This is a genomic window from Pusillimonas sp. MFBS29, from assembly GCF_020687695.1.
In the GTDB taxonomy this organism is placed as follows: domain Bacteria; phylum Pseudomonadota; class Gammaproteobacteria; order Burkholderiales; family Burkholderiaceae_B; genus Pusillimonas_C.
In genome coordinates this window covers 156,209-178,861 of sequence record NZ_JAJEWL010000006.1, presented here as the reverse complement: position 1 = coordinate 178,861, position 22,653 = coordinate 156,209, and the positions used below count along the sequence as shown (strand labels likewise).

Here is a 22,653-nt window from a genome sequence, read left to right as displayed (position 1 = left end):
CTACAATTCAGGAATGCGTATCGTACTACCTGGCGCTTTGCCCCACCCTCGCGAAGCACGCGAACTGACTTCCCACCTGCAAACCAGTGCCCCCACCCTGTCGGGCTGGCTGCAGCAGGGGCGCGCGCGGATGATTCCGGCCGACCCTGCCAAGAGCGGCTGCACACCCTTTGAACATTGGCAACTGCTGGCCCACGGCTTTCGCGCCGAAGGTGAGCAGAATTTTGCCACAGGCCTGGGGCCTTTATGGGCGCAAGATGTTGCAGAACAAGACCAGCCAGTATGGCTCGTCGAACTGGTTCATGTATCGCCATCGCGCGATGGGGCGGCCTTGCTGCCCGCCAGCGAACTGGCTGTCACACCAGAACACAGTGTAGCCTTGTACGAATCCGTGCTCGATCTGTTTGCCGAAGCAGGCTTTCACCTGAGCCCGTCCGACACCTCCCATTGGCGTATCACCTTGCCGGAAGGCTATACGCCGGCATGCGCCAGCCCTACTCTGGTTTCCCTCACATCCGTCAATGACTGGTGGCCGCAGGATATCGCCTCGCGCCCCTGGCGGCGTCTGTCCAACGAAGTCCAGATGCTGTGGTTCGAGCACCCCGTCAACCAGCAGCGCTACCAGCAAGGTCTGGCTCCCATCAACAGTCTGTGGCTGTTCGGCGGCGCGCAAGCCCGGCAACTTTCCGGCACCCAGGCATTGTCAGACACTCACTATTACGGCGATCTGCAGGAATTCAGCGTAAAGCAGGACTGGGGCGGCTGGCTGGCCAGCCTTGAGCAACTGGAAAAGCGCGTATTTGCCCCCCTGGCTAACGGCAAAATGCCGGATCTGGTTCTGACCGGCGCAGATCGCATCGTCGAACTGTCGCCCCCCACAACACTGGGCCGATGGGCCCAATGGCTGCCTGGCAGCCGCAACACATGGAGTCGCTGGTGGTCACCCCAAAACTAAGCACGCGCCCGGCAAATTTTGCAGCAGCCAAGGCGCTGGAAGCCGCAGGCATACATCCTTTGCTCTCGCGTCTTTGGGCGGCCCGCGGCGTATCGCATCCTGACGACACACGGCTGGCCTGGGGCGCACTCATCCCTCCGGGCCAACTCACTCAAGTACAGCATGCGGCCAAAGTATTGGCCGACGCGATACAGGCAGGAAAGAAGCTGCTTATCGTGGCTGACTACGATTGCGATGGCGCCACCGCTTGTGCCGTCGGACTGCGCGCCCTGCGCAGCATGGGTGCCAATGTGGATTTCCTGGTCCCCAATCGTTTTGAAACCGGCTACGGCCTGTCGCCCGCTGTGGTAGAGCTGGCCGTTCAGCACACAGGTGGCAAGCCCGACATGCTGATTACCGTTGATAACGGTATCGCCAGCGTGGACGGCGTCGAGGCAGCAAGGCAGGCTGGTATGGACGTGGTCATCACCGACCATCACTTGCCCGGCGACATCTTGCCGCAAGCACTGGCCATTGTTAACCCCAACCAGCCCGGCTGCGGCTTTCCTTCCAAGAATCTGGCCGGCGTGGGCGTGATCTTCTATCTGATGCTCGCCCTGCGCGCCGAACTCAGGCAGCGAGGCGTCTACGCAGCCGATGGTGGACCGCGCCTGGACAATCTGGCTGACCTGGTCGCCCTGGGCACCGTCGCTGACGTCGTAAAGCTGGACGCCAACAACCGCCTGCTGGTAACGCAAGGGCTGCAAAAAATGCGCAGCGGGCGCATGCAAGCCGGCATGCGTGCGCTGTTTGCCGTAGCGGCACGCGAACCACGCCAGGCCAGTTGCTTTGATCTGGGCTTCGCCCTGGGACCGCGCATCAACGCGGCAGGCCGTCTGGCAGACATGAGCCTGGGCATCAATTGCCTGGTCACTGACAACGAAAGCGAAGCCCTGAACCTTGCACGTCAGCTTGAAGCCATGAACCAGGAGCGGCGCAGCATCGAAACCACCATGCGCGAAGAGGCCCTTGCCGCTGTCGAAAGCGCCCATCCCGTTATCGGTGCCAGCGTGTGCGTCTACCACCCCGACTGGCATCAGGGCGTGGTGGGCCTGGTGGCATCGCGGCTCAAGGAAACCTATTGGCGCCCTACCCTGGCCTTCGCCCGCTCCGACACGGGCGAACTGCGCGGCTCGGGCCGGTCGATACCCGATGTACACCTGCGCGATGTGCTCGATCTGGTTTCGAAAAGGAATCCGGGCATTATTCTGAAATTCGGCGGCCATGCCATGGCGGCCGGCCTGACATTGCGGGAAGATGCCTATGATCTGTTCATCCAGTCATTCGACAGCGCGGTCAGGGAAATGAGCGGCAAGGCCAGCTTCGACCCCATCATAGAAACCGATGGTTCACTGGAAACCGGCTACGCCAATCCCGAGGTCGCGGGCCTGCTTCAGCAACAAGTCTGGGGCGCCGGCTTTCCGGCGCCCATCTTTCGCGATACCTTTTATGTGCGCCAGCAGCGTCTGCTCAAGGAAAAACACCTGAAGCTAAGTCTCGAGCGTGGCCACCAGCGCTTTGATGCCATCTGGTTCAACCATGCCCAGATGCTGCCCGAGCAGGCCGACGTGGCCTACAGGCTGGATCGGAATGTCTGGAACGGCGTGACCTCGGCACAATTGATCATCGAACACGCCTGCGCGCCGGAATACTGAAAGCTGGCAAGGTAGCCAGCAGCAGGCCAAACAGCGCAATGGCAAATGCCAGCAACTGCATGCCGCCCAAAGTTTCGTCCAGAAACACAACACCGACCATGGCGGCACTGATGGGCAGCATGACGGTAAAGACGCCGGCCTGGGAAGCCGGCACGGATTTCAGGCCCACCATCCAAAGCCAGACCGTCCAGACGCTGGCGGCCAGCGCGTAGAACAGCAACAGCACCCACATATCCAGCCCCACGCCGGTAAAGTCAAAATGCAGCGCGGTATACAAGCCCATGGGCGTCATCAGCGCAAAGCCCCATAAATTGATGACCGCACTGATGCGCTTGGGGCTGAGCACAGCCGTCAGCTTCTTGCCTATCACGGCATAGGAACCCTCGCACAACACCGCCCCGAAAATCAGCAGATTACCCAGCCACTGACGTTGCAAACCGGCATCGGCGCCGGGCTCTTGCGGAGCCTGAGTGAAGGACAACAGAGTAATTCCCAGCACGCCGCAGGCTATGGCGGCCCAGACTCTGGGGCTGATCGCTTCCTTCAAAAACACCCGACTCAACACCGCAACCGTAGCGGGAATGCAAGACATGATGACACCCGCCGAGACGGCGCTGGTCATGCTGACCCCCACCACCATGCATAGCGTAAAAAGGAAATTACCCAGGAACGATTCAAGAAAAATCAGCCAGCGCGTTTGCGCAGACAAGGCGGGTTCAGTGGCCGGTTTGCGTATCCAGCGCAGCATGGCAACCGCACCAATGCCAAAACGCAGCCAGCCCAGCAGGAATACCGGCAACACCAGCGCCAGGGGTTTGGTCAGTGCCACATACGCGCCGACCAGCGACATGGACAGCGCCAGGCAGGCGTATGCTTTCAGCTGATTGGGCAACAGGCTCATGAAAAACTCGGAATCAAGCAGGCCCTGTATTATGACTTATGCCCTGTACCGTGGCCTGGATACGCAGGACTCATCGCTGAAACCACTTAGCAGTATCAAAATGCGAGTACAATCAGGGTTTACCGCTATACGCCGGCACACACTGCCGGCCTTGTTATTTCTGCCCTGCGCATGATCTGCGCGGCACTTGCCGGCACGCTCCACCCCTCGCGTCTGCCCCGCAACGACCATACCGGTATCCCCATTTATTTTTCAGGCAGCCCTGAAGCATTTCCCGCGCGAATCGCAGGCGATGTGGAACGGCCGCCCAAACCCGTTAAGGAAATTAACCATGCAGGCCATCGCCCGCCTGAGCGCTTTTGTTGGCAAGACATTCGCCATCTGGGTATTGCTTTTTGCAATACTTGCATTTTTCGCCTCCGAGCAATTCACCTGGATCGCACCCTATATCGTCCCGCTGCTCGGAATCATCATGTTCGGCATGGGGCTGACTCTGTCCAAAAGCGATTTTGCCGAAGCCTTCAAACGCCCCGGTACCGTCGCCATCGGCGTACTGGGCCAGTTCATCATCATGCCCTGCCTGGCCTGGCTGCTCAGCACCGCCCTGCAGCTGCCGCCTGAAATCGCGGTAGGCGTCATACTTGTCGGGTGCTGCCCGGGCGGCACGGCATCAAACGTCATGGCCTTCCTGGCGCGCGGCGACGTGGCTCTGTCGGTGGCCATCACTTCAGTCACCACCCTGCTGGCGCCGGTCGTTACGCCTGCCCTGATCTATCTGCTGGCCAGCCAATGGCTGGAAGTCAGCGCATCGGCCATGTTCTGGTCCATCGTTCAGGTTGTAATTCTGCCCATCGTGCTGGGCCTGGTGGCCCAATCGCTGCTGCGCGAGAAGGTCAAGGCTTGCGTGGCCATGCTGCCTCTGGTGTCGGTCGTGTCCATCGTGGCTATCGTCGCCGCCGTGGTAGCTGTAAGTCAGGAAAAAATCGCCACCACCGGCCTGATCATCTTTGCCGTGGTCGTCCTGCATAATGGCCTGGGCTTGTTGCTGGGCTACTGGCTGGGCAAGCTGACCGGGTTGTCGGTTGCCCAGCGCAAGACACTGTCGATAGAAGTGGGCATGCAGAACTCGGGCCTTGGCGCAGCACTGGCCAACGCACACTTTTCACCGTTGGCAGCCGTGCCCAGCGCCATATTCAGCGTATGGCACAACATCTCGGGTCCACTCGTTGCAACGCTGTTTCAGCGCTTCAAAAATGACGATTCCGACGAAAAGGCCAACGACGCCGTCACGGGCGCAGCACAAGCGCGATAGGCAGGCACTTACACGGACTGCGGGGCATCGCCCCCGCACCCCCCTTCGGTCATCATGACAGCCGATGCCTTCTTGATCTCTTCAGGGCTGAGATCCTGAATATGTGTCGCAACTGACCAGCGATGACCAAACGGATCTTCCAGCATGCCATAGCGATCGCCCCAGAACATATCCTGCACGTCCATAATCAGCCTGGCACCCGCTGCCACGGCCTTTTTTGCCGCCTCGTCGGCATCCGGCACATAGAGATGCAGGCTGACGGGTGTACCCTTGAGCGTCTGCGGGCCCAGGGCTCCCCACTGCGGGTTCTCGTCAACCAGGAAGATGGCGGAATTGCCGATATGCAGATAGGCGTGCGCAATCTTGCCATCGGGCCCTTCCATCCGGCCCATCTCGATGGCGCCAAAAGCCCGTTTGTAGAAATCAATGGCATCTGACGCATTGGCACACACCATATGCGGGGTGACTGTACTCATGCCGGCCGGAACGACCTTGATCTTGTCCGGGTCATCAGGATCCAGATCGAACAAGGCTTTCCAGCTCATCATATCGAAGGGTGCCGAAAAGTGTTCATGGGCTATCAGCCACTGGTCGTTCGACTTGCGATAGCTGCTGGTCATGCGCATCCAGGAAGACTGTACATTGCCCTGCTCATCTGTGCCGCCACAGCGTATAAGGCCATGCACGCTGGCCAGGTCGCCCGACACCTGGATATCGAGTTCCCCCGGTTCAAACACCATGGATCCGCCGCACATCTCAAAGCAGCGTTTCCAGTGATCCCTGTAGGCTTGCTGCCCCTTGAACTGAAGTTGAAGTACCGCATCGTAAGCGACCACATCGGGTGTGTAGTGCGCGATGATGGCATCGGCATCCCGTGCCTGGACTGCCGTCAGCCAGCTGGATATTGCCGACTTGACCTGCGCCTGTGCTGCATTTGCTGCTGCATCCATAATAAGTCTCCTGGTTCTGATCAAGGCGTGGCTGCTGTCTGCGGTGATTCCTGCATTGGCGCCTGCCCAAGCCCGCAATTTATCACTAGTTAGTCCTAAAAAACAACCAACTAAAATGTAAATAGGATTTACATAGTAGAATGGCTGCCATGCAAACCAGAAGAAGCTACGACGACGGCTGCGCCGCAGCCCATGCACTCGATCTCATAGGCGATCGATGGGCACTGCTGATTGTGCGCGAGCTGCTGCTGGGGCCAAAACGTTTCTCGGGCTTGCGCAGCGGACTGCCCAACATCAGTCCCAACGTCCTGACGCAACGCCTGAATGAACTGGAAGCCGGCCAGGTACTGCAGCGACGCAAACTGCCACAACCCGCCAGTGCATGGGTTTACGAATTGACCGAGTGGGGTCAGTCGCTTGAGCCCATCCTGCTGCAACTGGCGCATTGGGGTGTGCGGTCGCCTGCGTTCGTGCGCGGAGCTCCACTGGGCATAGACGCCGTTGTGCTATCGCTCAAGGCCATGTTCAGGCCCGACACCGCAACGGGTGTGGATGCGTGTATTCAATTGCATTTCGACAACGAAGTATTCAGCGCCACGATAAAGGATGGCGAGCTGGAAATATTGCGTGGGCCCGCCTTGCGGCCTGCAGCCACACTCTCGACCAGTCCGCAGCGCATGCTGAGCCTGGTCTACGGCAAATCCGATATCGACGAAGTCGTCAGTGCAGGCATGGCCGATTATTCAGGCGACCGCTCGGCGCTTGACGCCTTTTTCTGTGCTTTCGCGCTTCCGCCGCCGGCCCTGCAAAGCGGTGCCTGAAACCGAACCGCCCGCCCTGGCTCAGGCCTGCAAAAAAGGTTCCAGCAACTGCCTTGCCATGTCGGCATAGGCTTCATCCACCAGCAGGATTTGCTCGTTCAGACTGTTGGATACCGGACCCGGATACATGGAACTGAAAGCGCCCCCTTGCATCAGGAAGGGAATTTCGTAAGCCTGCATCAAGGAAACAATCACTGCGGCTTCTGATTCTGATTTTGGCGAATAGATTGGTATCATAATCGTTTGCTCCCCCACTAACGCTTACTGCGATCTTAGCGTTTAATGTTCACGCGTCATACCCGTGCGCAGCTCGAACCACCGATCCAGGCCGGAGAATCTGTTTTTATGGCTGTTTTCGACATCACCCCCATCGTCAGTTCCCTGAATGAAGTTCGTCAGGAATGGCGCGCATCCCAACAGCGCTCACGCGAACCCGGCGGTCGCGAGTTTCCGTCTCCGCAGGCCATCAGCAATATTCTTGACGACCTGAAGGGCGTGCTGTTTCCCATGCGTCTGGGGCCACTCGATCTGCGCCAGGAAAGCGAAGACTTCTATATCGGCCACACGCTGGACTCCGCGCTGCATGCACTACTGACACAAGTAAGGCTTGAGCTGCGTTATCAGCTGCGTCACGAAAAGTTCGACTATAACGAGATTGAAACCCGCGCCGTTGCACTGGTACAAGCTTTTGCCTCGTCCTTGCCTGAAATGCGCCGCCTGCTCGACTCCGATGTACTGGCCGCCTATCAGGGCGACCCCGCCGCTCGCAGTGTTGATGAAGTCCTGTTGTGCTACCCGGGTGTCCTGGCCATGATCCACCATCGGGTCGCTCACCAGTTCTACAAGCAAGACCTGCCCTTGCTGGCTCGCATGACCTCAGAGCTCGCCCATTCGAAAACCGGCATCGACATACACCCCGGAGCCCAGATCGGCCCCTGTTTCTTCATCGATCACGGCACTGGTGTCGTCATAGGTGAAACCGCCATCATTGGCAAGGGTGTGCGTATTTATCAGGCCGTCACGCTGGGCGCCAAACGCTTCCCCACCGACGCCAATGGCAAGATCGAGAAAGGCTTGCCCCGTCACCCCATCGTCGAAGACGATGTCGTTATCTATGCCGGCGCAACCATATTGGGCAGGGTCACGCTTGGGCGGGGTTGCACCATAGGTGGCAACGTCTGGCTGATTAACGACGTGCCTGCAGGCAGCCATGTAACCCAGGCCGCGTCCCAGGGCACACGCACCTGCGATCCTGCTGTCGAAGGCGCTGCCGAATAACCGGCTCCCGAGGGGGGTTACCCCCTTCAGATCAGGTCCAGTCCCTGCAGCATTACCAGCAGAATCAAAGCCGGCGATACGTAGCGCAACAGAAAGAAAATGGCCCGGGCGACTGTGGCATTGCTCAGCTGCCCCTGGTTGGACAATGCCTGAATGAAGCGGTCCACGCCCCAAAACCAGCCTACGAACAAAGCGATGAAAATGCCGCCTGTGGGCAGCAAGATATTGGAAGACAGATAGTCGGCCAGATCAAACATGGTCAGGCCGGCCACCTTGAATTCCGACAGCGTGCTGTGCGACAGCGCGGCACCCGAGCCCGCCACCATCAGCAACACCAGTGTTGCCATGATGGCTTTGCTGCGTGATATGCCCAGCCGCTCATGCAGGATAACGACCGGAACCTCCATCAACGAGAGCATGGCGCCGGTGGCTGCCACTGCGGTCAACACAAAGAACATGACCATCAGCACGTGCCCCATGGGCATCTGGGCAAACACTGCCGGTATGGTAATGAATACCAGTGACGGACCCGACGAGGGCTCAAAACCAAAAGTGAATACCGCGGGAAAAATCGCGATACCTGCCAGCAAGGAAACGCATAGATCTGCGCACATGACACGAAACGCCGTGACCGGTATGTTCTGATCGTCCCGAAAATAGCTGCCGTAGGTCATCATGGTGCCCATACCGATCGAAAGCTTGAAGAAGGCGAGCCCCATGGCCGTCAGCACGACGCTTGCGCTCAGCTTGCTCCATTCCGGATTGAACAGGAAACCCAGCCCTTGCGCGGCACCGTCCAGCGTCAGGCTGGCGCCTCCCAACAGCAGCAGCAACAGAAAAAGCAGCGGCATGAGCTTCTTTGTGATGGCCTCGATGCCCTTGGTCACGCCACACAGCAAAATACCGCCAATGAACACCAGCACCACCCATTGCCACAACAGCGACTGCACAGGATCACGACTTAAGGTGTCGAAAGCAGCCAGCGTTACGGCGGGATCACTGCTGAGGATGGATCCGTTCACGGCCTTGAGCACATAGGCAAAGACCCAGGCGACGACCTCGGAATAGAACGACAGTATGAGAAATGCGGCCGCCATGCCGGAGACGCCTATCAGCCACCAGGGTAGCCGGCCGGGTGCCAGCGTGCGCAAGGCAGTGATGGGATTGGCCTTGGCCTTGCGGCCCAGCGTGATTTCAGCAATCATGACCGGCAATCCGATCATCAACGTGGAAAGCAGGTAAATCAGCAGGAAACTCGCGCCGCCATTGGCACCAGTCAGGGAAGGAAACTTCCAGATATTGCCCAGCCCCACGGCAGACCCCAGCGTTGCCGCCAGGACCCCGAAGCTGGATGAAAAACCTTCCCGTTTTGAATTTATACGATTATTGCTCTGACTCATGACGCCTGCTTGCTTGTTTCAGGCGCAATTTTCGCACTTAATGGACGCCCGCGCAGCGCCAGCCCGAGCAAGATCCTGAGCATAGCTCAGTGGCAGTCGGCAACGACCTGATCCAGATACACTTCGAAGGCAATATCGTTGGCTCTGGTTTTGGTCAGTGCGGCGAGTTCCTTCCGGGATTTCCATTCACGGGTCAATTGCTTGAGCGCGCTTACCACAGGCTGATCATCGGCTGCGGCCACGAATACCAGCGGCTCCTTGTCCTTTACCGTGAGATTGGCGGAAAACTTCTTCCATTCAGGCAGCTTCAGCAAAGACCGGAGCATGGTCTCGTCGTGCACGGCAGCATCGCATTCGCCTGTACGCAATGCAAGCAAGGCGTCGGCAGGTGCACGATAAATCATCTCGCGGGCACCATAGCGCGCTGCCATCGTGCCCACATACCGCCCGCCCTCTGACAGGCACACAGTGCGGTCTTTCAGCTGCTTCCAGGACTTGATATCGGTATCGGTACGCATGATGGCCATGGGCGCAAGCTCGTAGCCCGTAGGAATTGTCACGCTTGTCTGCCTGGTGGATTGCACGTCGGAGGCCGGCACCAGCACCGCCCGGGGTCGGTCTTCACCCAGCAGCATCTCTTTGCCGCCTGCCTGGGCCGGTACCGCCTGCAAGGCCAGCGCAAGCTTTCCGGCGAGCGCCTGCGCCAGCGCAGTGTCTATGGCTTCGGGAGTACGAACCTTGGACCCGCCCACAAAAGGTGGCACGACATAACTCATGCCGACCTGCAATGTGGGAGCTGCAGGGCCCGGCTGCGCGCTATTGCCTGCCTGCGACGGCATGGGCAGCAGGGCCAGCGCACCCAGCGCCAGCGTGGCAGCAGAACAGAATGAGCGTTTAGCGGCAGCCAGAGTATTCATAGTCAGACGTATTGGTAGCGCAGTACCTTGCGCTTGAGGTTTTCGAGTATGACCTGATCGATCAGGGTGGCCAATATGGCGATGGTCAGGATGTTGGCCATCACACCCATCATGTCGGCGGTTTCACCCGCATAGGCGAGCGAACGGCCCAGCCCCTGGCCAAAGCCTATAAGCATTTCAGCCGAAATCAGTGCACGCCAGGCATTGCCAAACGCCAGTTGTGCACCCGTGATCAATTCAGGCATGACTGCCGGCAGATAAACCCGCTTGAGCATGTCCCAGCGGCTGGCGCCCATGACCCGCGCAGCAGACACATGCACATTAAGCACGCTTTCCGTGGCATTCATGACCGACAAGGCGGCCGGGAAAAATGCAGACAGGGCAATGACCACGATAATGGGCATATTGCCAAATCCCATCATGATCAGGAACAGCGGCACCCATGCGATTGACGGGATGGACTGCAGGATAATGATGGCCGACTTGAGCACTTCACGAAAGAAGAACAGCACACCGCCTATCAGGCCGAAACCTACGCCGAACAGCAACGCAGAGCCATAGCCAAAACCCAGGCGCACCAGGCTGCCCGATAAGGCGGCGCGAAAATCTGATGACTGTATGTCCTCCCACAGGCGGACCAGGACGGAAGGCACCCCCGGCATGAGAAAGTCTGGCAAGGACCACGCGGCGATCTGCCAGAGCAGCAAAATAGCGGCAATGGCCACCACCATGGCTAGTTTTTTCTTGTAACCGGTAAGGCGAATCTGTGTACTCATGAATGCTCAAAATACATGATGGCCGGTTCAGGCCGGCCATCATAGGCTGGATGTCTACAGCGGCACGACGCTGTTCCGCGCTCCGGCCTGATGCCGGAGCAGGCGGAATTTTACAGCTTGCGTGCTTCCTGCCATTCCAGATCAATGATCTGGCTTACGTCGAAAGGCTTGCCATCACGCGTTTTCAGCGAACCCTGGGCCTGCATGATATCGGCAATTTCCTGCATGCGATCCAGTTCCTTTTCAGTCAGCTTGGGGCTGAAAGTCTGGCTCTTGATGGCATCACGAATGATGTCGTTGCGGGGCACGTCGCCATGCTTAAGCGTCTTGAGCGTGGGCTCGGCAATGAAGTAGCTGGCAATCAGCTTGGCGCCCTCTTCCGGATTGTTGGTCAGCAATTCAATGGCTTCACGCTGGGCATCAAGCGATTTCCAGACTTCTTCCTTGCGATTCTTGACCGTATCGCCCGAAGCAATCACCACCATGCACGGAAAAGGCCAGACCTCACCGACCTCGTAGATTTGCGTAACGGGAGCAACCAATTGCGCAATACGTGCCTGCGGCTCGAACAGGAAAGCGGCATCGACGCGCTTGCCTACCAGCGATTGCACAGCCACCTGCGGGCTGACGCCCATGATGGACAGATCATCGGGCGTCAGGCCCGCTTCCTTGAGCACCACACCTTTAAGAACGGTATCGGCCGTACTGCCCTCTTTCTGGGAAGCCAGGGTATGGCCTTTAAGGCCGGCAACATCTTTGATACCCGAGTCGTCACGCACGACAATGGCGTGGAAACCATGCTGGGCACCACCGACCACTTTCAGATCAGCGCCCTTGGACGACCAGGAAGCCGCATTGGTAAAGCCCAGTACGCCGGTATCGAGCTGACCGCCCACGATGGCCTTGATCAGATCGGTACCGGACTTGAACTCGACCAGTTCGACATCCAGACCGTGCTTCTTGTAGAAGCCGCCCTCGTAGGCAGCGATGGCTTGCGCATCGTCCATGACGCGCAAATAACCGATCTTGAACTTATCGGCAGCCAGGACGGGCGATGCCAGCGCGAACGCGGCAAGAACGGGCAATAACAGACGTGATAATTTCATGCTTCAACTTCCTCTAGGATGGCAGTGTTTTCTTCGTGCTCGGCATGTATGCCCAGCAGGCCCAGAATTTCGCGGCGCATGGCGGCAAATTCCGAAAGATCATGTGTTTTTTCGTGCTGGGTCAGGTTGAATTCCTTGAGCACGGTGGCCGGACGCTGGCTGAACACCAGAATACGGTCGGCCAGGAACAAGGCCTCGTCCACATCGTGGGTCACCAACAGCACGGTCGGCCCTGCTTCGCGTATAAGCTGACGCAAGGCGTCTTGCAAAGTCATGCGGGTCAGCGCGTCAAGAGCGCCAAAGGGTTCGTCCAGCAGCAAGGCTTTGGGATGAGAAATAAAGGCGCGAGCCAGGGCGGCGCGCTGGCGCATGCCACCCGATACCTGGTGCGGGAAGTAGTTCTCGAAGCCCTTGAGATTGACCTTGGCCAGCCACTCGCCGGCCTGAACAAATGCCTTGCTCTTGTCCATTTTCTGGAACTCGAGCGCCAGTGCCACGTTCTGAGCCAGGGTAAGCCACGGATACAGGGCGTTTTCCTGGAACATAAGCGTGCGCTCGGGATGAGGCCCCTGAATTCGCGCGCCGTCAGCCAGTATTGCACCGCCACTGGGCGTTTCCAGGCCTGCCGCGATGTGCAAGAGCGTGGATTTGCCGCAACCTGACGGGCCTACCAGCGCGACTAGCTCGCCGGATTCGATATCCCGGCTGAAATTCTCGATCACCCGCAGGCCCGAGAATTCTTTTTCTATATTCTGAAACGACAGCTTCATAAGTGCTCAATTTACGATTTGGTTATATCGAACTTTACTGAGCATCTTTCAGCATCACAAGAAATTATATGGTCTTTACTTATATCTTCCGGATATATAGCGGTCAGACCCAGACAACAGGCCTATTTGCGGAAATCAAGCCCGATCGCGGTTTGGAACCGGGACCGGCCTACTGTTGCCAAATCACACCGGTTTGGGCTTTCGGGGTGGCGCAGCGAAAGGCTCAGGCCGGTCCATACCGTGGTATTCGGGATTGGGAATCATGTCTATGCCTATGGCCATGCGGTTCGACATATTGAAGAAACCTACGGTGTCGGCCAGATCGAATATGTCTTCGGGGCTCAGGCCCACCTCGACCAGTGCCGCCCTGTCGGCCTCGATAACCTGCTCAGGGGTTTTGGTAAGTTTCCAGGCAAAATCCAGCATGGCACGCTGGCGCGCATCCAGCGGGGCTACCCGGTAATTCATGACCAGCATCTCGCCCAGCTGCGGGTCACCCGACAAGGCGCGCACCGCCTGCCCATGGGCAACCAGGCAGTAATAACAATGATTAGCGCTGGACACGACCACCGCTACCATTTCCCGTTCAAGCTTGGTCAGCCCTGAAGGTGCCAGCATGAGTTCGTTATACATCGCCATGAAATTACGCAGCTTGTTGGGCCGCAAACTATAGGCCGCCAGCACATTGGGGATCAGGCCCAGCTTCTCGGTACATTTGGCGAAAACGGTCTGTATATCTTCATCAAGGCCGGCGGCATCAGGCACGCCCACGGCAGACACGTGGTCAGGTTGCGGCATCAGGGTCTCCATTCCTTATAATCATTGAACGATACTAATGCATATGCAGGGACTATGCCATGGCCACAGACTTCCCCGGTTTCTCGGGCCCCACTGCCAGCACGGAAGCACCACTGGAAATGCTCAGTGCCTGCCACCATCGAATAGAGCGGCAGTGCAATACCTTGCGGCGACTCGCTCCTCACCTGCGTGAGCACGGCGCCGATGAAGACGCCCGCAACGCCGCCGCCCGCATCATGCGCTACTTCGACACATCCGCCCTGGACCATCACGCCGACGAGGAACAGGACCTGTTCCCCGCCCTGCTCGAATCCATGGCAGGTTCCGATCCCGTCTGTATAAAAGGGCTGACCGAAGGTTTGACCAACGACCACCGCCAGCTGGAAGCGGGCTGGCGCAAGCTGCGCCCCATACTGCTGCAAGTAGCCGACGGACAGACCGCCGAACTGCCTGCCGACACGCTGGAAGCCTTCATCAACCTGTACGAGCGGCACATGAGGCTGGAAGAGGAAGAGTTGCTGCCCATGGCGGCACGCCTGCTCAGCGACGCCGACATCACCCGCATAGGCCAGGCGATGCGCCGGCGTCGTGGCATCAGCGATGCCGACATTCATCCCGGCTGACGCACCGTGAAATGGCTATAGCCTGATTACATTCAGCCGATCGCCGAACACCTGGCGCGCGGGCTCGAGCAAGGCTTCGTGATGGCTAAGAAAAATCACCTGGGTATGCCGCGACAGTTCAGCCATGGCGCGCAAACCGGCCTTGGTTCGGTCATCGTCATAGTTGATGAAAAGATCGTCGGCGATGAACGGCAAGGCAGGTGCCTGCTCCAGATGCAGCTCCAGTGCAGCCAGGCGCAAGGCCAGGTAAAGCTGATCGCGCGTGCCGTCACTCAGGCCTTCTATGCCCACGCAACGCCCGTCGCTGCGCTGGCCCTCCAGCACCATGGGATCACGGTCAAAATCAACCCGAAGCCGCTCGAATGAATTCAGGGTCAGCTGGGCAAATATCGCGCTGGCGCGCGCCAGCATGGGCCCTTGCTTTTCTTCGCGATACCGGTCTATGGACCAGCGCAGCAGGCGTGTCGCGGTATACACCTTGACATAGCGTTCGGCGGCGTCGCTCATTCTGGCCAGCGCATCCTGGCGGTCTGCCTCGGCCTTGGCTGCATCGTCGGCACCGGTCATGGCGTGCAGCACACGCTTGGCCTCGGCCAGCTGCACGGCAAGATCGCTCCGGGCCGCAGTTGCCTGTTCGATATCGGCCTGCAGCAGCGTCCATTGCCCGACCACATCGGTCACATCCACATCGTCGATCTCTGCCTGCAGCTGTGCCGGCGTCAACCCGTCACCCTCTTGAAGCAAGCGGGCGCGCGCCTGTTCGACCCGTTGCTGCAAACGGCGATGCGTGTCGGCCTTTTCTATGACCGGCCCCAGGGCCTCGAGCGTGCCCACCCCCGCCCTTTCAAGCATAGGTGCAACGGCGGCCTGCGATTGCAGCAGCGCCTCTTGAGCAGCACGAATCTCGGCGCGCTCTGCCTGGATGGCACGATCGAGCTTGGCCGATTCTTCCTGTGCCCGGCTGGCTTGCGCCAGCCTGTGGCTCAGCGCCTGGCTGATTTCAAAAGCCTGGGTATGGCTCACCGATTCAGTCTGCGCCTGCTCCAGGCCTGCCGCCCGCGCCAGCCTGCCCGCTTCCCGGGCAAAATCCTGCAGTGCTGCCTGCATGACTTCCAGGCCTTCGCTGCGCACCCTGCGCATCTGGTCAAGCTGGCCAGCCACCTCTGTGATCACGGACAGCACGCCTTGGGCCGCACCCGGACTCGTATCAGCCGGCAAACCTGCTTTGGACAGGGCATCAGTCCATGACTGTTTCCACTGCTCATCGCGGGACTGCGTTTCATCAAGCGTCTGCTGCGCGACATCCAGCGCAAATCCGGCCTGTATGACCTGCGCTTGCCAGGCTTCATGCCGGGCCGCCACGGTATCTGCTTCGCGAATACGGGCTTCTGCTGCCGTGCGCAGGCCATCGAGAGTGCACGATGGCTCCACCACAGGTGTCTGGTCAGACTGGTTCAAGGCTTGCGTAAGTTCAGCCTGCGCCGCCTGCTGCGTTTCCTGCAGCAGGCGCTGATCGTGCAAGGCGCGATCCAGTGCCTGCCCGGCCTCAAGTACCCGGGTCCGTGTCAACTGCCAGTCCGGCGCCTGCTCGAGTGACAGGCCCGACAAACCCAGCCCGCTACTGGCGACGCGCCATTTTTCATCGAAATCATCCAGCATCCGGCAATTTTGCGTATGGCGCAATTGTGCCTGCTGCTCATCCTGGCGGGCCTGTTCCCATTGATGCTGAAGGCTTTGCAATTGCGCTACCTCATGGGCCTTACCGTAGCGGCGATCAGCCAGATCGTCGGTTTCGCGCAGCGCGGCTTCGAAAGGTTCAGCAGCCTCGGCCAGACTCGCAGCGCCCTGCTTGATAGACTGCCATGTATCGTCCCGCAGGCGACGAGCCCGGATCAACTCTTCCTGGGTAGCGGGATTGTGCTGCTCGCGGTATTGGCTCAGGCGTAACTCGCACTTTTCTGCTGCGGCGGTCAGTTCGCGCAGGCGATCTGCAGCCGAGCTTTCTTTGGCCTGTAAATCGCGACGCTCCGCCAGCCACGCCGCCAGCACCTGGGGCGACGGCATGACCATGGCCGCCAGTTCTCCTGCCGATCTGGTCCACTGCCCCAGGCCGGCCATGGCTTGATCCAGCGCTGCCTGGCATTCCCGGGTGTGCCGTATCGCCTTCTTAATGGCCGCATCGGTATCACCCAGCGCCTTGGCTCGCTCCAGCGCCTCGCGCAGCGCCGTACTGACCTGGATCACAGGCTGCCCGGCCAGCCTGGCTTGAATAGTGTCGACATCTGCCTTGCGGTCACGCAGAACAGTACTGGCGTTTTCGAGCGCCTGGGCCAGGCTTGCCCGATCACTCAGCAGCTGCTCCATATGCTTGCGCAACGGCAAGGCAGGCAAGCCGGCGCGCAATGCCTGCTCTCGGTCATATCCATCAGTCAAGGCCTTCAGGTCGCCCGCTTGCAGCAGTCCCAGGGCTTCCAGTTGCTGCAAAGCCTGTTGCTCCAGCTGTTGCAGCTGTCCTTGTTGCCGGGCCATGGCCGAAGGATGACCGACATACTGGTGACGCAGGACATCAAGGGCTGATATGTCTTTTTCGAGCCCAAGCAACGTATCTTCAATGTAGATATTACGCATGGCGCCCTCGAGGCGCTGCAACTCCTTCTGCCGGAACTCAATCCCTTGCTGTGCCACGGCCTGGGCCCGCTCGGCCTCCAGCAGGATACGGGCCGCATCGGCCGGCAAGCTCACAACATCACCCAGCTCAGCCAGTTGTGCGATGCTGTCGTTCAGCTCCTGGATAACCGGATTAACCCGGCGTATGCGTTCAAGCCTGTCGCGGCGGGTCTGCTGGCTTATCAACAAATCACGCTGGGTCAACAGCTGTTTCTCAAGAGTCTGGACACGCTCTTGCGCGTCGGCCCACTTGCGGGTATGCACAGTAGCACTTTTCAGTATCTCGACCGCCGCTTCCATATCTGCACGCGCGGCGTAGTAGCTGCGCTTGCCCGATCGGGTAGGCGCCCAAAGACTGTCGGCTTCCTGGGCGAGCGCGTCACGCACACGCCCCAGGCTGGACAGCCCGGCAGCTGACTGGAACAAAATCTGCCCTACATCGTCCTGGGCATTCAAGATGCTGTTGCCGCCCTGAACCAGCCTGGGGTGATCCAGGCCGAACATCTTGTCAAAGAAAGCACGGCTGGCGCCGCCCAGAAAGGCTTGCAAGGCGGTGTCCGGCAGTATTGTTTCGTCGGGTGCGCGTAAAGTATTCTTGTTGCCCTTCAGCCGCATGAAGGCCAGGGTTTGATCGTCGTGCTGCAGCACAGCGCCCAAACGCAGTTCTGACTTCGCATGCACGAAGTCCAGTGGTGTGCGCGGCGGAAAGCCAAACAACAGGTCCAGGATCGCCCCTCGCAGCGTGGACTTGCCTGCTTCGTTCGGCCCCAGTATCAAATGGAAGTCATGATCAGACGACCTGGCCAGCTCAAGACTGCGGTCGGTAAATTTTCCGTAGCGGATCAGATCCAGGTTTTGCAGTCGCATGTACTACTCCGCCTTGCTCAGATGAGCCATCAGGGCCGGGCCGACTTCCTTCAGCAAGCGGCTCATGTCGCCTGAACGGATATCGTCGAACCAGGGCACGCTGTCTTGAAGTTCCAGCGGCGCCTTGCCTACCAGACCCATAAGTTCATTTTGCAGGCTTTCGAGAAATTCCGGATCGGATTCAGCCTGCAGCAGCAGCGTACGTAAATCGGCAAGGGCTTCGATATGGTCATGCCCGGTATCGGCGTCGGCCGGCGCTTGCGTAGCCAGCTTGACCTTCTCGAGCCACAAGCGGTCGTGTCCCAATGCCGCCACCTGGCCCAGCACTTCGGCACGCAACTGGCCTTCCTGGCCGAACAGCTCGCCGTGCACGGCACTGACGCCCTGCATAACAACACGAACTACCAGCAGCAAATCAGCGTCGTGAGCAAAGAGCAGATCTTGCAGGGAGCTGCCTACGGTGCGCACTACCTGCCCAAACGATGCGCATGCCGACACATCGACCTCGAGCCTGTGCCAGCGCAGCACATCGACCAGCAGGCGTTCGACCTGGATCTGGCCCTGAGCATCGACATTGACCATGACAGCACCACGCGGACCGGTTTCGCGAATATTGCGGCCCTGCAGATTGCCGGGAAAGACGACACAGGTGTCGCCGGGCCACATCCGGTACTCGTGCACATGGCCCAGGGCCCAATACTGATAACCCCTGGCCTGCAACTCATCTAGTGAGCACGGCGCGTAGTTTGCATGGGCGGCATTGCCCTCGAGCGCGGTATGCAGCACACCTATATTGAACATGCCAGGCACCGGCGGCGGATACGTCGCAGCCAGATTATCGGTGGTCGCTGCGACCTTGAAGCTGCGCCCGTGCACCGCCAGCTTCAGTTCATCGTTCGTATACGTGTGTGCCTTGTTCGCGGGAAACACATGCACATTGCCGGGCATCATCAGCTTGCGGGTCATCTGGCTTTCAGCATCGTGATTGCCGTAAAGCAGATAGACGGGGATGCCGGCCCGCTCAAGGCGGCCCATCTGGGCCACGAAATACAAGCCGGTATTGTGGTCTTTCCAGTTGCCATCATAAAGATCGCCGGCTATCACCATGAAATCAACCGACGCTTCAATGGCCAGACTAACCAGACGCGTGAACGCTTCGCGGGTAGCCGTGCGCAACCTGTCTGCCGGTGCGTCCTGATAAACACTCAGACCGGTCAGCGGACTGTCAAGATGGATGTCGGCTGCATGGATAAACCTCACGAAACATTCCTTTTTTCTGGGAAAACCCTTGGTTAAAACTATTAGGTCTGGTGCTATTCTAAATGTGAACCCTCTTTACCACAGCAAGAACAACCGGAATGCCGATGGAACAAGCAGGCCAGGAAGAATTTTTAAAATTTACCGGCGTCAAAAAGACATACGATCAGAAAACACTGGTCGTCAAGGATTTCAACCTCGACGTCAAACAAGGCGAATTTGTCACCCTGCTGGGCCCTTCAGGTTCAGGCAAAACCACCGTGCTCATGATGCTGGCGGGCTTTGAAAACGTCACCAGCGGCACTATAACGGTAGGCGGCACGCCCATCACCAATACGGCTCCCTACAAACGCAATATCGGCATGGTCTTCCAGAACTATGCCCTCTTTCCTCATCTTACGGTTGCCCAGAACCTGGCTTACCCGCTAACGGTACGCAAGCTGCCCAAAAAAGAGATCAAGGAAAAAGTCGAACACTACCTGAAGCTGATTGAACTCAGCCACTTTGGCGACCGTCACCCCGGCCAGCTGTCAGGCGGCCAGCGCCAGCGCGTGGCACTGGCCCGGGCGCTGATTTTCGAGCCCACACTGGTCCTTATGGACGAACCCCTGGGCGCCCTCGACAAAAAACTGCGCGAGCAAATGCAGTTCGAGATAACCCGCCTGCATCAGAAACTGGGTTTCACGGTCATTTATGTCACGCACGATCAGGTCGAAGCACTGACCATGTCCAGCCGCATTGCGGTGTTCAACGAAGGCGTGGTCCAGCAATATGCCTCACCCGACGACCTGTACGAACGGCCCGCGAACGCGTTCGTTGCCAGCTTCATCGGCGAGAACAACCTGATATCGGCCACGCTGTCGCAAGGCGCCGGCACTGAAACCGTCGGTGCAACCCTGCAATGCGGTACACCACTGCAAGCGCGCAACGGCAACTGCACGGCCGGCGACAGCCAGTGCATCATCTCGGTACGCCCCGAAAAGCTGGTCATAAAAACCAGCGATCAGACCTACGACAATCAAATTTCAGCCAAATTCATCACCCGCCATTACGTGGGTGACTTCATCCGCTATTACTTTCAGTTGTCCGACGGCAGCAACGTCACCGTCAAGACACTAAACGATACCAAGGCCCCCGATTTCACCGAGGGCCAGGAAACCGTTCTGGCCTGGATGACCAGCGACTGTTTCGCCTTCAGCAACCACTCATCCCCAGTCCAAGGAGAATAGCCATGAAAAAAATCACATCCCTGTTGGGCCCGGCGCTGGTGCTGGGCCTGGCGTTCGGGGGCACAGCGCAGGCGCAGAAAAGCCTGACGGTTGTATCGTTTGGCGGTGCCTATGGCGCGGCACAGAAGGTGCACCAGATCGACCCCTATATGGCCAAGACCGGCACCCAGATCCTGTTCGAGAACTACACGGGCGGGGTAGCTGAAATCAAGGCCCAGGTCGAAGCCGGCAAGATCCAGTGGGATGTGGTCGACATCGAAACCATCGATCTGGAGCGCGCCTGCGCTGAAGGTCTGCTCGAGGTCATCCCGCGCGACATTCTGCTCAAGGGCGACGACGGCACACCGGCCGAGGAAGACTTCATCCCTGCAGCCCTCGAGAACGAGTGCGGTGTGGGCGAAATCGTCTGGAGCACGGTCTATGCCTATAACAACAAAACCATAGGCGACAAGGCTCCTTCCACCATCGAAGACCTGTTCGACCTGAAGAAATTCCCCGGCAAACGTGCGTTGCGCAAGCGTGCCCAGGTCAATCTTGAATGGGCCCTGCTGGCCGACGGCGTCAAGGAAGAAGACGTCTACAAGGTCCTGTCCACCCCCGAAGGCCAGGAGCGGGCCTTTGCCAAGCTCGACACCATCAAGTCCGAAATCGTCTGGTTCGACAGCTGGTCGCAAGCCCCTCAGTTGCTGAACGACGGTGGAGCCGTCATGGTGCAATCAGCCAATGGCCGCTTCTTTGACGCCATCAAGCGTGAAGGCAAGCCCTTCACCATGGTCTGGGACGGCAACCTGTACGATCTCGACGCCTGGGGCATCGTCAAAGGCACACCCAATCTTGAACTGGCCCTTGACTTCGTCAGCTTCACCACCAGCACCAAGGCTCTGGCAGGCTTCCAGGATGTGGCTTACGGCCCACCCCGCAAATCATCCATGGCCCTGGTTGATAAAAGCGTAATCGACCATCTGCCCAGCACCCACGTCGACAAAGGTCTGAAGGCCGACGGCATCTTCTGGGCCGACTATGGTGAATCGCTGGGTGAAAAATTCAACGAATGGCTATTGAAATAAGTTAGGCGGATCCAGGGTATGACCAGTCAGCAGGCAGCATTATCGGCCGACGAAATCCGGGCTGAAATACGGGCTTTGAAGCGCCGCAAGCGCGCCAGCCTGTTGCTGGTCGTACCCTTGCTCGTTTTCATATTCTTTGCATTCGTGGCACCCATAGCCACCATGCTGTATCGCAGTGTCTATAACCCCACGCTGGTCGAGCTCATCCCGAAAACCGTACAAGAGCTATCGGGCTGGAAGAAAACGGAACTGCCCGATCCTGTCGTTTTTTCAACCTTCGCAAAAGAACTCAAGGAACTGGCCGAATCGCGCCGCTCCGGCGTGCTGGCTGCGGCCATCAACCGTGCCTATCCGGGCGCATCCAGTCTGGTCAACTCCACAGCGCGCAAGTTTCGCAGGTTGCCCGACGACACGCTGATCAAGGACGGCAAGACCTTGCTTACCGAGGCCGATCCACGTTGGGGCCAGCCCGAACTATGGCGCGCCATAAAGGTAACGGGCCAGGTCTACACCGACACCTATTACCTGACGGCTCTCGATCTTGAACGCAACGCGCAGAATGAAATCCAGCAGCGCGAATCTGCCAGCATCTATATACAGCTATACACCAAGACGCTGGGTATAGCCTTGGTTATTACCCTGCTGTGCATAGCCCTGGGCTATCCGCTGGCTTATTACCTGGCCCACGCGCCACGACGCATCGCCGGCATGCTGATGGTCCTGGTGCTGTTGCCGTTCTGGACCTCGCTGCTGGTGCGTACCACGTCGTGGATAGCCCTGCTGCAGACCAACGGTGTGCTGAATTCCGTATTCGAATCGCTCGGGCTGATCAACAGCCCGCTTGAAATGCTGTATACGCGCTTTGCCACCATCATTGCCATGACGCACATCTTGCTGCCCTTCATGATCCTGCCGCTGTACAGCGTCATGAAAGGCATAGATCCAAGCTTTGTGCGGGCTGCGCTATCGCTTGGCAGCCGGCCGTTCTCGGCCTTCGTACGCATTTTCCTGCCCCTGACGCTGCCCGGCCTGAGCGCCGGATCGCTGCTGGTTTTCATCATTTCCGTGGGTTATTACATAACCCCCGCGCTGGTCGGCGGCACCGACGGGCAAATGATTTCCAACATCATCGCATTTCATATGCAGCGCTCGAACAACTGGGGCCTGGCCGCCGCGCTGGGCACGCTGCTGCTGGTGCTGATTCTGGTGCTGTACTGGACTTACGATCGCCTGATAGGCGCGCGCAACATCAAATTGGGTTAACG

At 58.7% G+C, this 22,653-nt stretch carries 20 protein-coding genes; 9 read left to right on the top strand and 11 right to left on the bottom strand.

All coding sequences use genetic code 11. The features are described 5' to 3' along the window. The first annotated feature begins 13 nt into the window (after positions 1-13). Both LKR43_RS10680 and recJ read left to right on the top strand, forming a co-directional pair. Positions 14-955, top strand: coding sequence for a hypothetical protein (locus tag LKR43_RS10680; protein ID WP_227684041.1), 942 nt, complete (start codon positions 14-16; stop codon positions 953-955). Next, positions 937-2,649 carry a single-stranded-DNA-specific exonuclease RecJ gene (gene recJ / locus LKR43_RS10675; RefSeq protein WP_227684111.1) on the top strand — a complete coding sequence of 571 codons (1,713 nt, stop codon included), beginning with the start codon at positions 937-939 and terminating at the stop codon, positions 2,647-2,649. The genes LKR43_RS10680 and recJ overlap by 19 nt, the downstream gene beginning before the upstream one ends. Here the strand turns inward: recJ and LKR43_RS10670 are convergent. Then, a complete protein-coding gene (locus LKR43_RS10670; RefSeq protein ID WP_227684040.1) occupies positions 2,618-3,550 on the bottom strand; it encodes a DMT family transporter in 933 nt (310 codons plus the stop codon). The genes recJ and LKR43_RS10670 overlap by 32 nt on opposite strands. A gap of 331 nt (positions 3,551-3,881) precedes the next feature. Here LKR43_RS10670 and LKR43_RS10665 point away from each other — a divergent pair, with 331 nt between their 5' ends. Beyond that, entirely contained in the window at positions 3,882-4,862 is a 981-nt protein-coding gene (locus LKR43_RS10665; RefSeq protein ID WP_227684039.1) for a bile acid:sodium symporter family protein, read from the top strand. 8 nt (positions 4,863-4,870) lie between these two features. On the opposite strand, the gene LKR43_RS16315 is transcribed toward LKR43_RS10665, so the two are convergent. Beyond that, on the bottom strand, positions 4,871-5,812 hold the full coding sequence (locus tag LKR43_RS16315) for a nuclear transport factor 2 family protein (protein ID WP_370632095.1): 942 nt from the start codon (positions 5,810-5,812) through the stop codon (positions 4,871-4,873). Positions 5,813-5,961: 149 nt separating this feature from the next. Here LKR43_RS16315 and LKR43_RS10650 point away from each other — a divergent pair, with 149 nt between their 5' ends. After that, positions 5,962-6,633, top strand: a complete 672-nt coding sequence (locus LKR43_RS10650; RefSeq protein WP_227684038.1) for a helix-turn-helix domain-containing protein — start codon at positions 5,962-5,964, stop codon at positions 6,631-6,633. A gap of 21 nt (positions 6,634-6,654) precedes the next feature. Here the strand turns inward: LKR43_RS10650 and LKR43_RS10645 are convergent, their stop codons facing one another. After that, positions 6,655-6,870: a hypothetical protein gene (locus LKR43_RS10645; protein ID WP_227684037.1), complete on the bottom strand. Its 216-nt coding sequence runs from the start codon at positions 6,868-6,870 to the stop codon at positions 6,655-6,657. Between the two features lie 108 nt (positions 6,871-6,978). Between LKR43_RS10645 and epsC the strand changes: the two genes are divergently transcribed. Further along, the gene (gene epsC, locus LKR43_RS10640) at positions 6,979-7,911 is read left to right on the top strand and encodes a serine O-acetyltransferase EpsC (protein ID WP_227684036.1); all 933 of its coding nucleotides are present in this window, start codon (positions 6,979-6,981) and stop codon (positions 7,909-7,911) included. A gap of 26 nt (positions 7,912-7,937) precedes the next feature. Here the strand turns inward: epsC and LKR43_RS10635 are convergent, their stop codons facing one another. The 6 genes from LKR43_RS10635 to LKR43_RS10610 form a co-directional block, all read right to left on the bottom strand. Beyond that, positions 7,938-9,311: a sodium-dependent transporter gene (locus tag LKR43_RS10635; protein WP_227684035.1), complete on the bottom strand. Its 1,374-nt coding sequence runs from the start codon at positions 9,309-9,311 to the stop codon at positions 7,938-7,940. A gap of 86 nt (positions 9,312-9,397) precedes the next feature. Beyond that, positions 9,398-10,228: a transporter substrate-binding domain-containing protein gene (locus LKR43_RS10630; RefSeq protein WP_227684034.1), complete on the bottom strand. Its 831-nt coding sequence runs from the start codon at positions 10,226-10,228 to the stop codon at positions 9,398-9,400. 2 nt (positions 10,229-10,230) lie between these two features. Next, positions 10,231-11,004 carry an ABC transporter permease gene (locus LKR43_RS10625; protein ID WP_227684033.1) on the bottom strand — a complete coding sequence of 258 codons (774 nt, stop codon included), beginning with the start codon at positions 11,002-11,004 and terminating at the stop codon, positions 10,231-10,233. Positions 11,005-11,114: 110 nt separating this feature from the next. Next, positions 11,115-12,110 (bottom strand): ABC transporter substrate-binding protein, encoded by a 996-nt coding sequence (locus LKR43_RS10620; protein ID WP_227684032.1) that lies wholly within the window; start codon positions 12,108-12,110, stop codon positions 11,115-11,117. Next, entirely contained in the window at positions 12,107-12,880 is a 774-nt protein-coding gene (locus LKR43_RS10615; protein ID WP_227684031.1) for an ABC transporter ATP-binding protein, read from the bottom strand. The genes LKR43_RS10620 and LKR43_RS10615 overlap by 4 nt, the downstream gene beginning before the upstream one ends. A 183-nt stretch (positions 12,881-13,063) precedes the next feature. Then, a complete protein-coding gene (locus tag LKR43_RS10610) occupies positions 13,064-13,678 on the bottom strand; it encodes a peroxidase-related enzyme (RefSeq protein WP_227684030.1) in 615 nt (204 codons plus the stop codon). Positions 13,679-13,737: 59 nt separating this feature from the next. Between LKR43_RS10610 and LKR43_RS10605 the strand changes: the two genes are divergently transcribed. Next, positions 13,738-14,301, top strand: a complete 564-nt coding sequence (locus LKR43_RS10605; protein WP_227684029.1) for a hemerythrin domain-containing protein — start codon at positions 13,738-13,740, stop codon at positions 14,299-14,301. A gap of 15 nt (positions 14,302-14,316) precedes the next feature. Here LKR43_RS10605 and LKR43_RS10600 read toward each other — a convergent pair whose 3' ends face one another. Both LKR43_RS10600 and LKR43_RS10595 read right to left on the bottom strand, forming a co-directional pair. Continuing rightward, complete coding sequence (locus tag LKR43_RS10600) at positions 14,317-17,835, bottom strand: YhaN family protein (RefSeq protein ID WP_227684028.1); 3,519 nt, start codon at positions 17,833-17,835, stop codon at positions 14,317-14,319. Positions 17,836-17,838: 3 nt separating this feature from the next. After that, on the bottom strand, positions 17,839-19,095 hold the full coding sequence (locus LKR43_RS10595; RefSeq protein ID WP_227684027.1) for a DNA repair exonuclease: 1,257 nt from the start codon (positions 19,093-19,095) through the stop codon (positions 17,839-17,841). A gap of 104 nt (positions 19,096-19,199) precedes the next feature. Between LKR43_RS10595 and LKR43_RS10590 the strand changes: the two genes are divergently transcribed. From LKR43_RS10590 to LKR43_RS10580, 3 genes are read left to right on the top strand one after another with little or no spacing between them, the layout of a single operon-like run. Beyond that, on the top strand, positions 19,200-20,321 hold the full coding sequence (locus LKR43_RS10590; protein ID WP_227684026.1) for an ABC transporter ATP-binding protein: 1,122 nt from the start codon (positions 19,200-19,202) through the stop codon (positions 20,319-20,321). Between the two features lie 2 nt (positions 20,322-20,323). After that, on the top strand, positions 20,324-21,388 hold the full coding sequence (locus tag LKR43_RS10585) for an ABC transporter substrate-binding protein (protein WP_227684025.1): 1,065 nt from the start codon (positions 20,324-20,326) through the stop codon (positions 21,386-21,388). An 18-nt stretch (positions 21,389-21,406) separates the two neighbouring features. Then, complete coding sequence (locus LKR43_RS10580) at positions 21,407-22,651, top strand: ABC transporter permease (RefSeq protein WP_227684024.1); 1,245 nt, start codon at positions 21,407-21,409, stop codon at positions 22,649-22,651. Positions 22,652-22,653 lie beyond the last annotated feature (2 nt).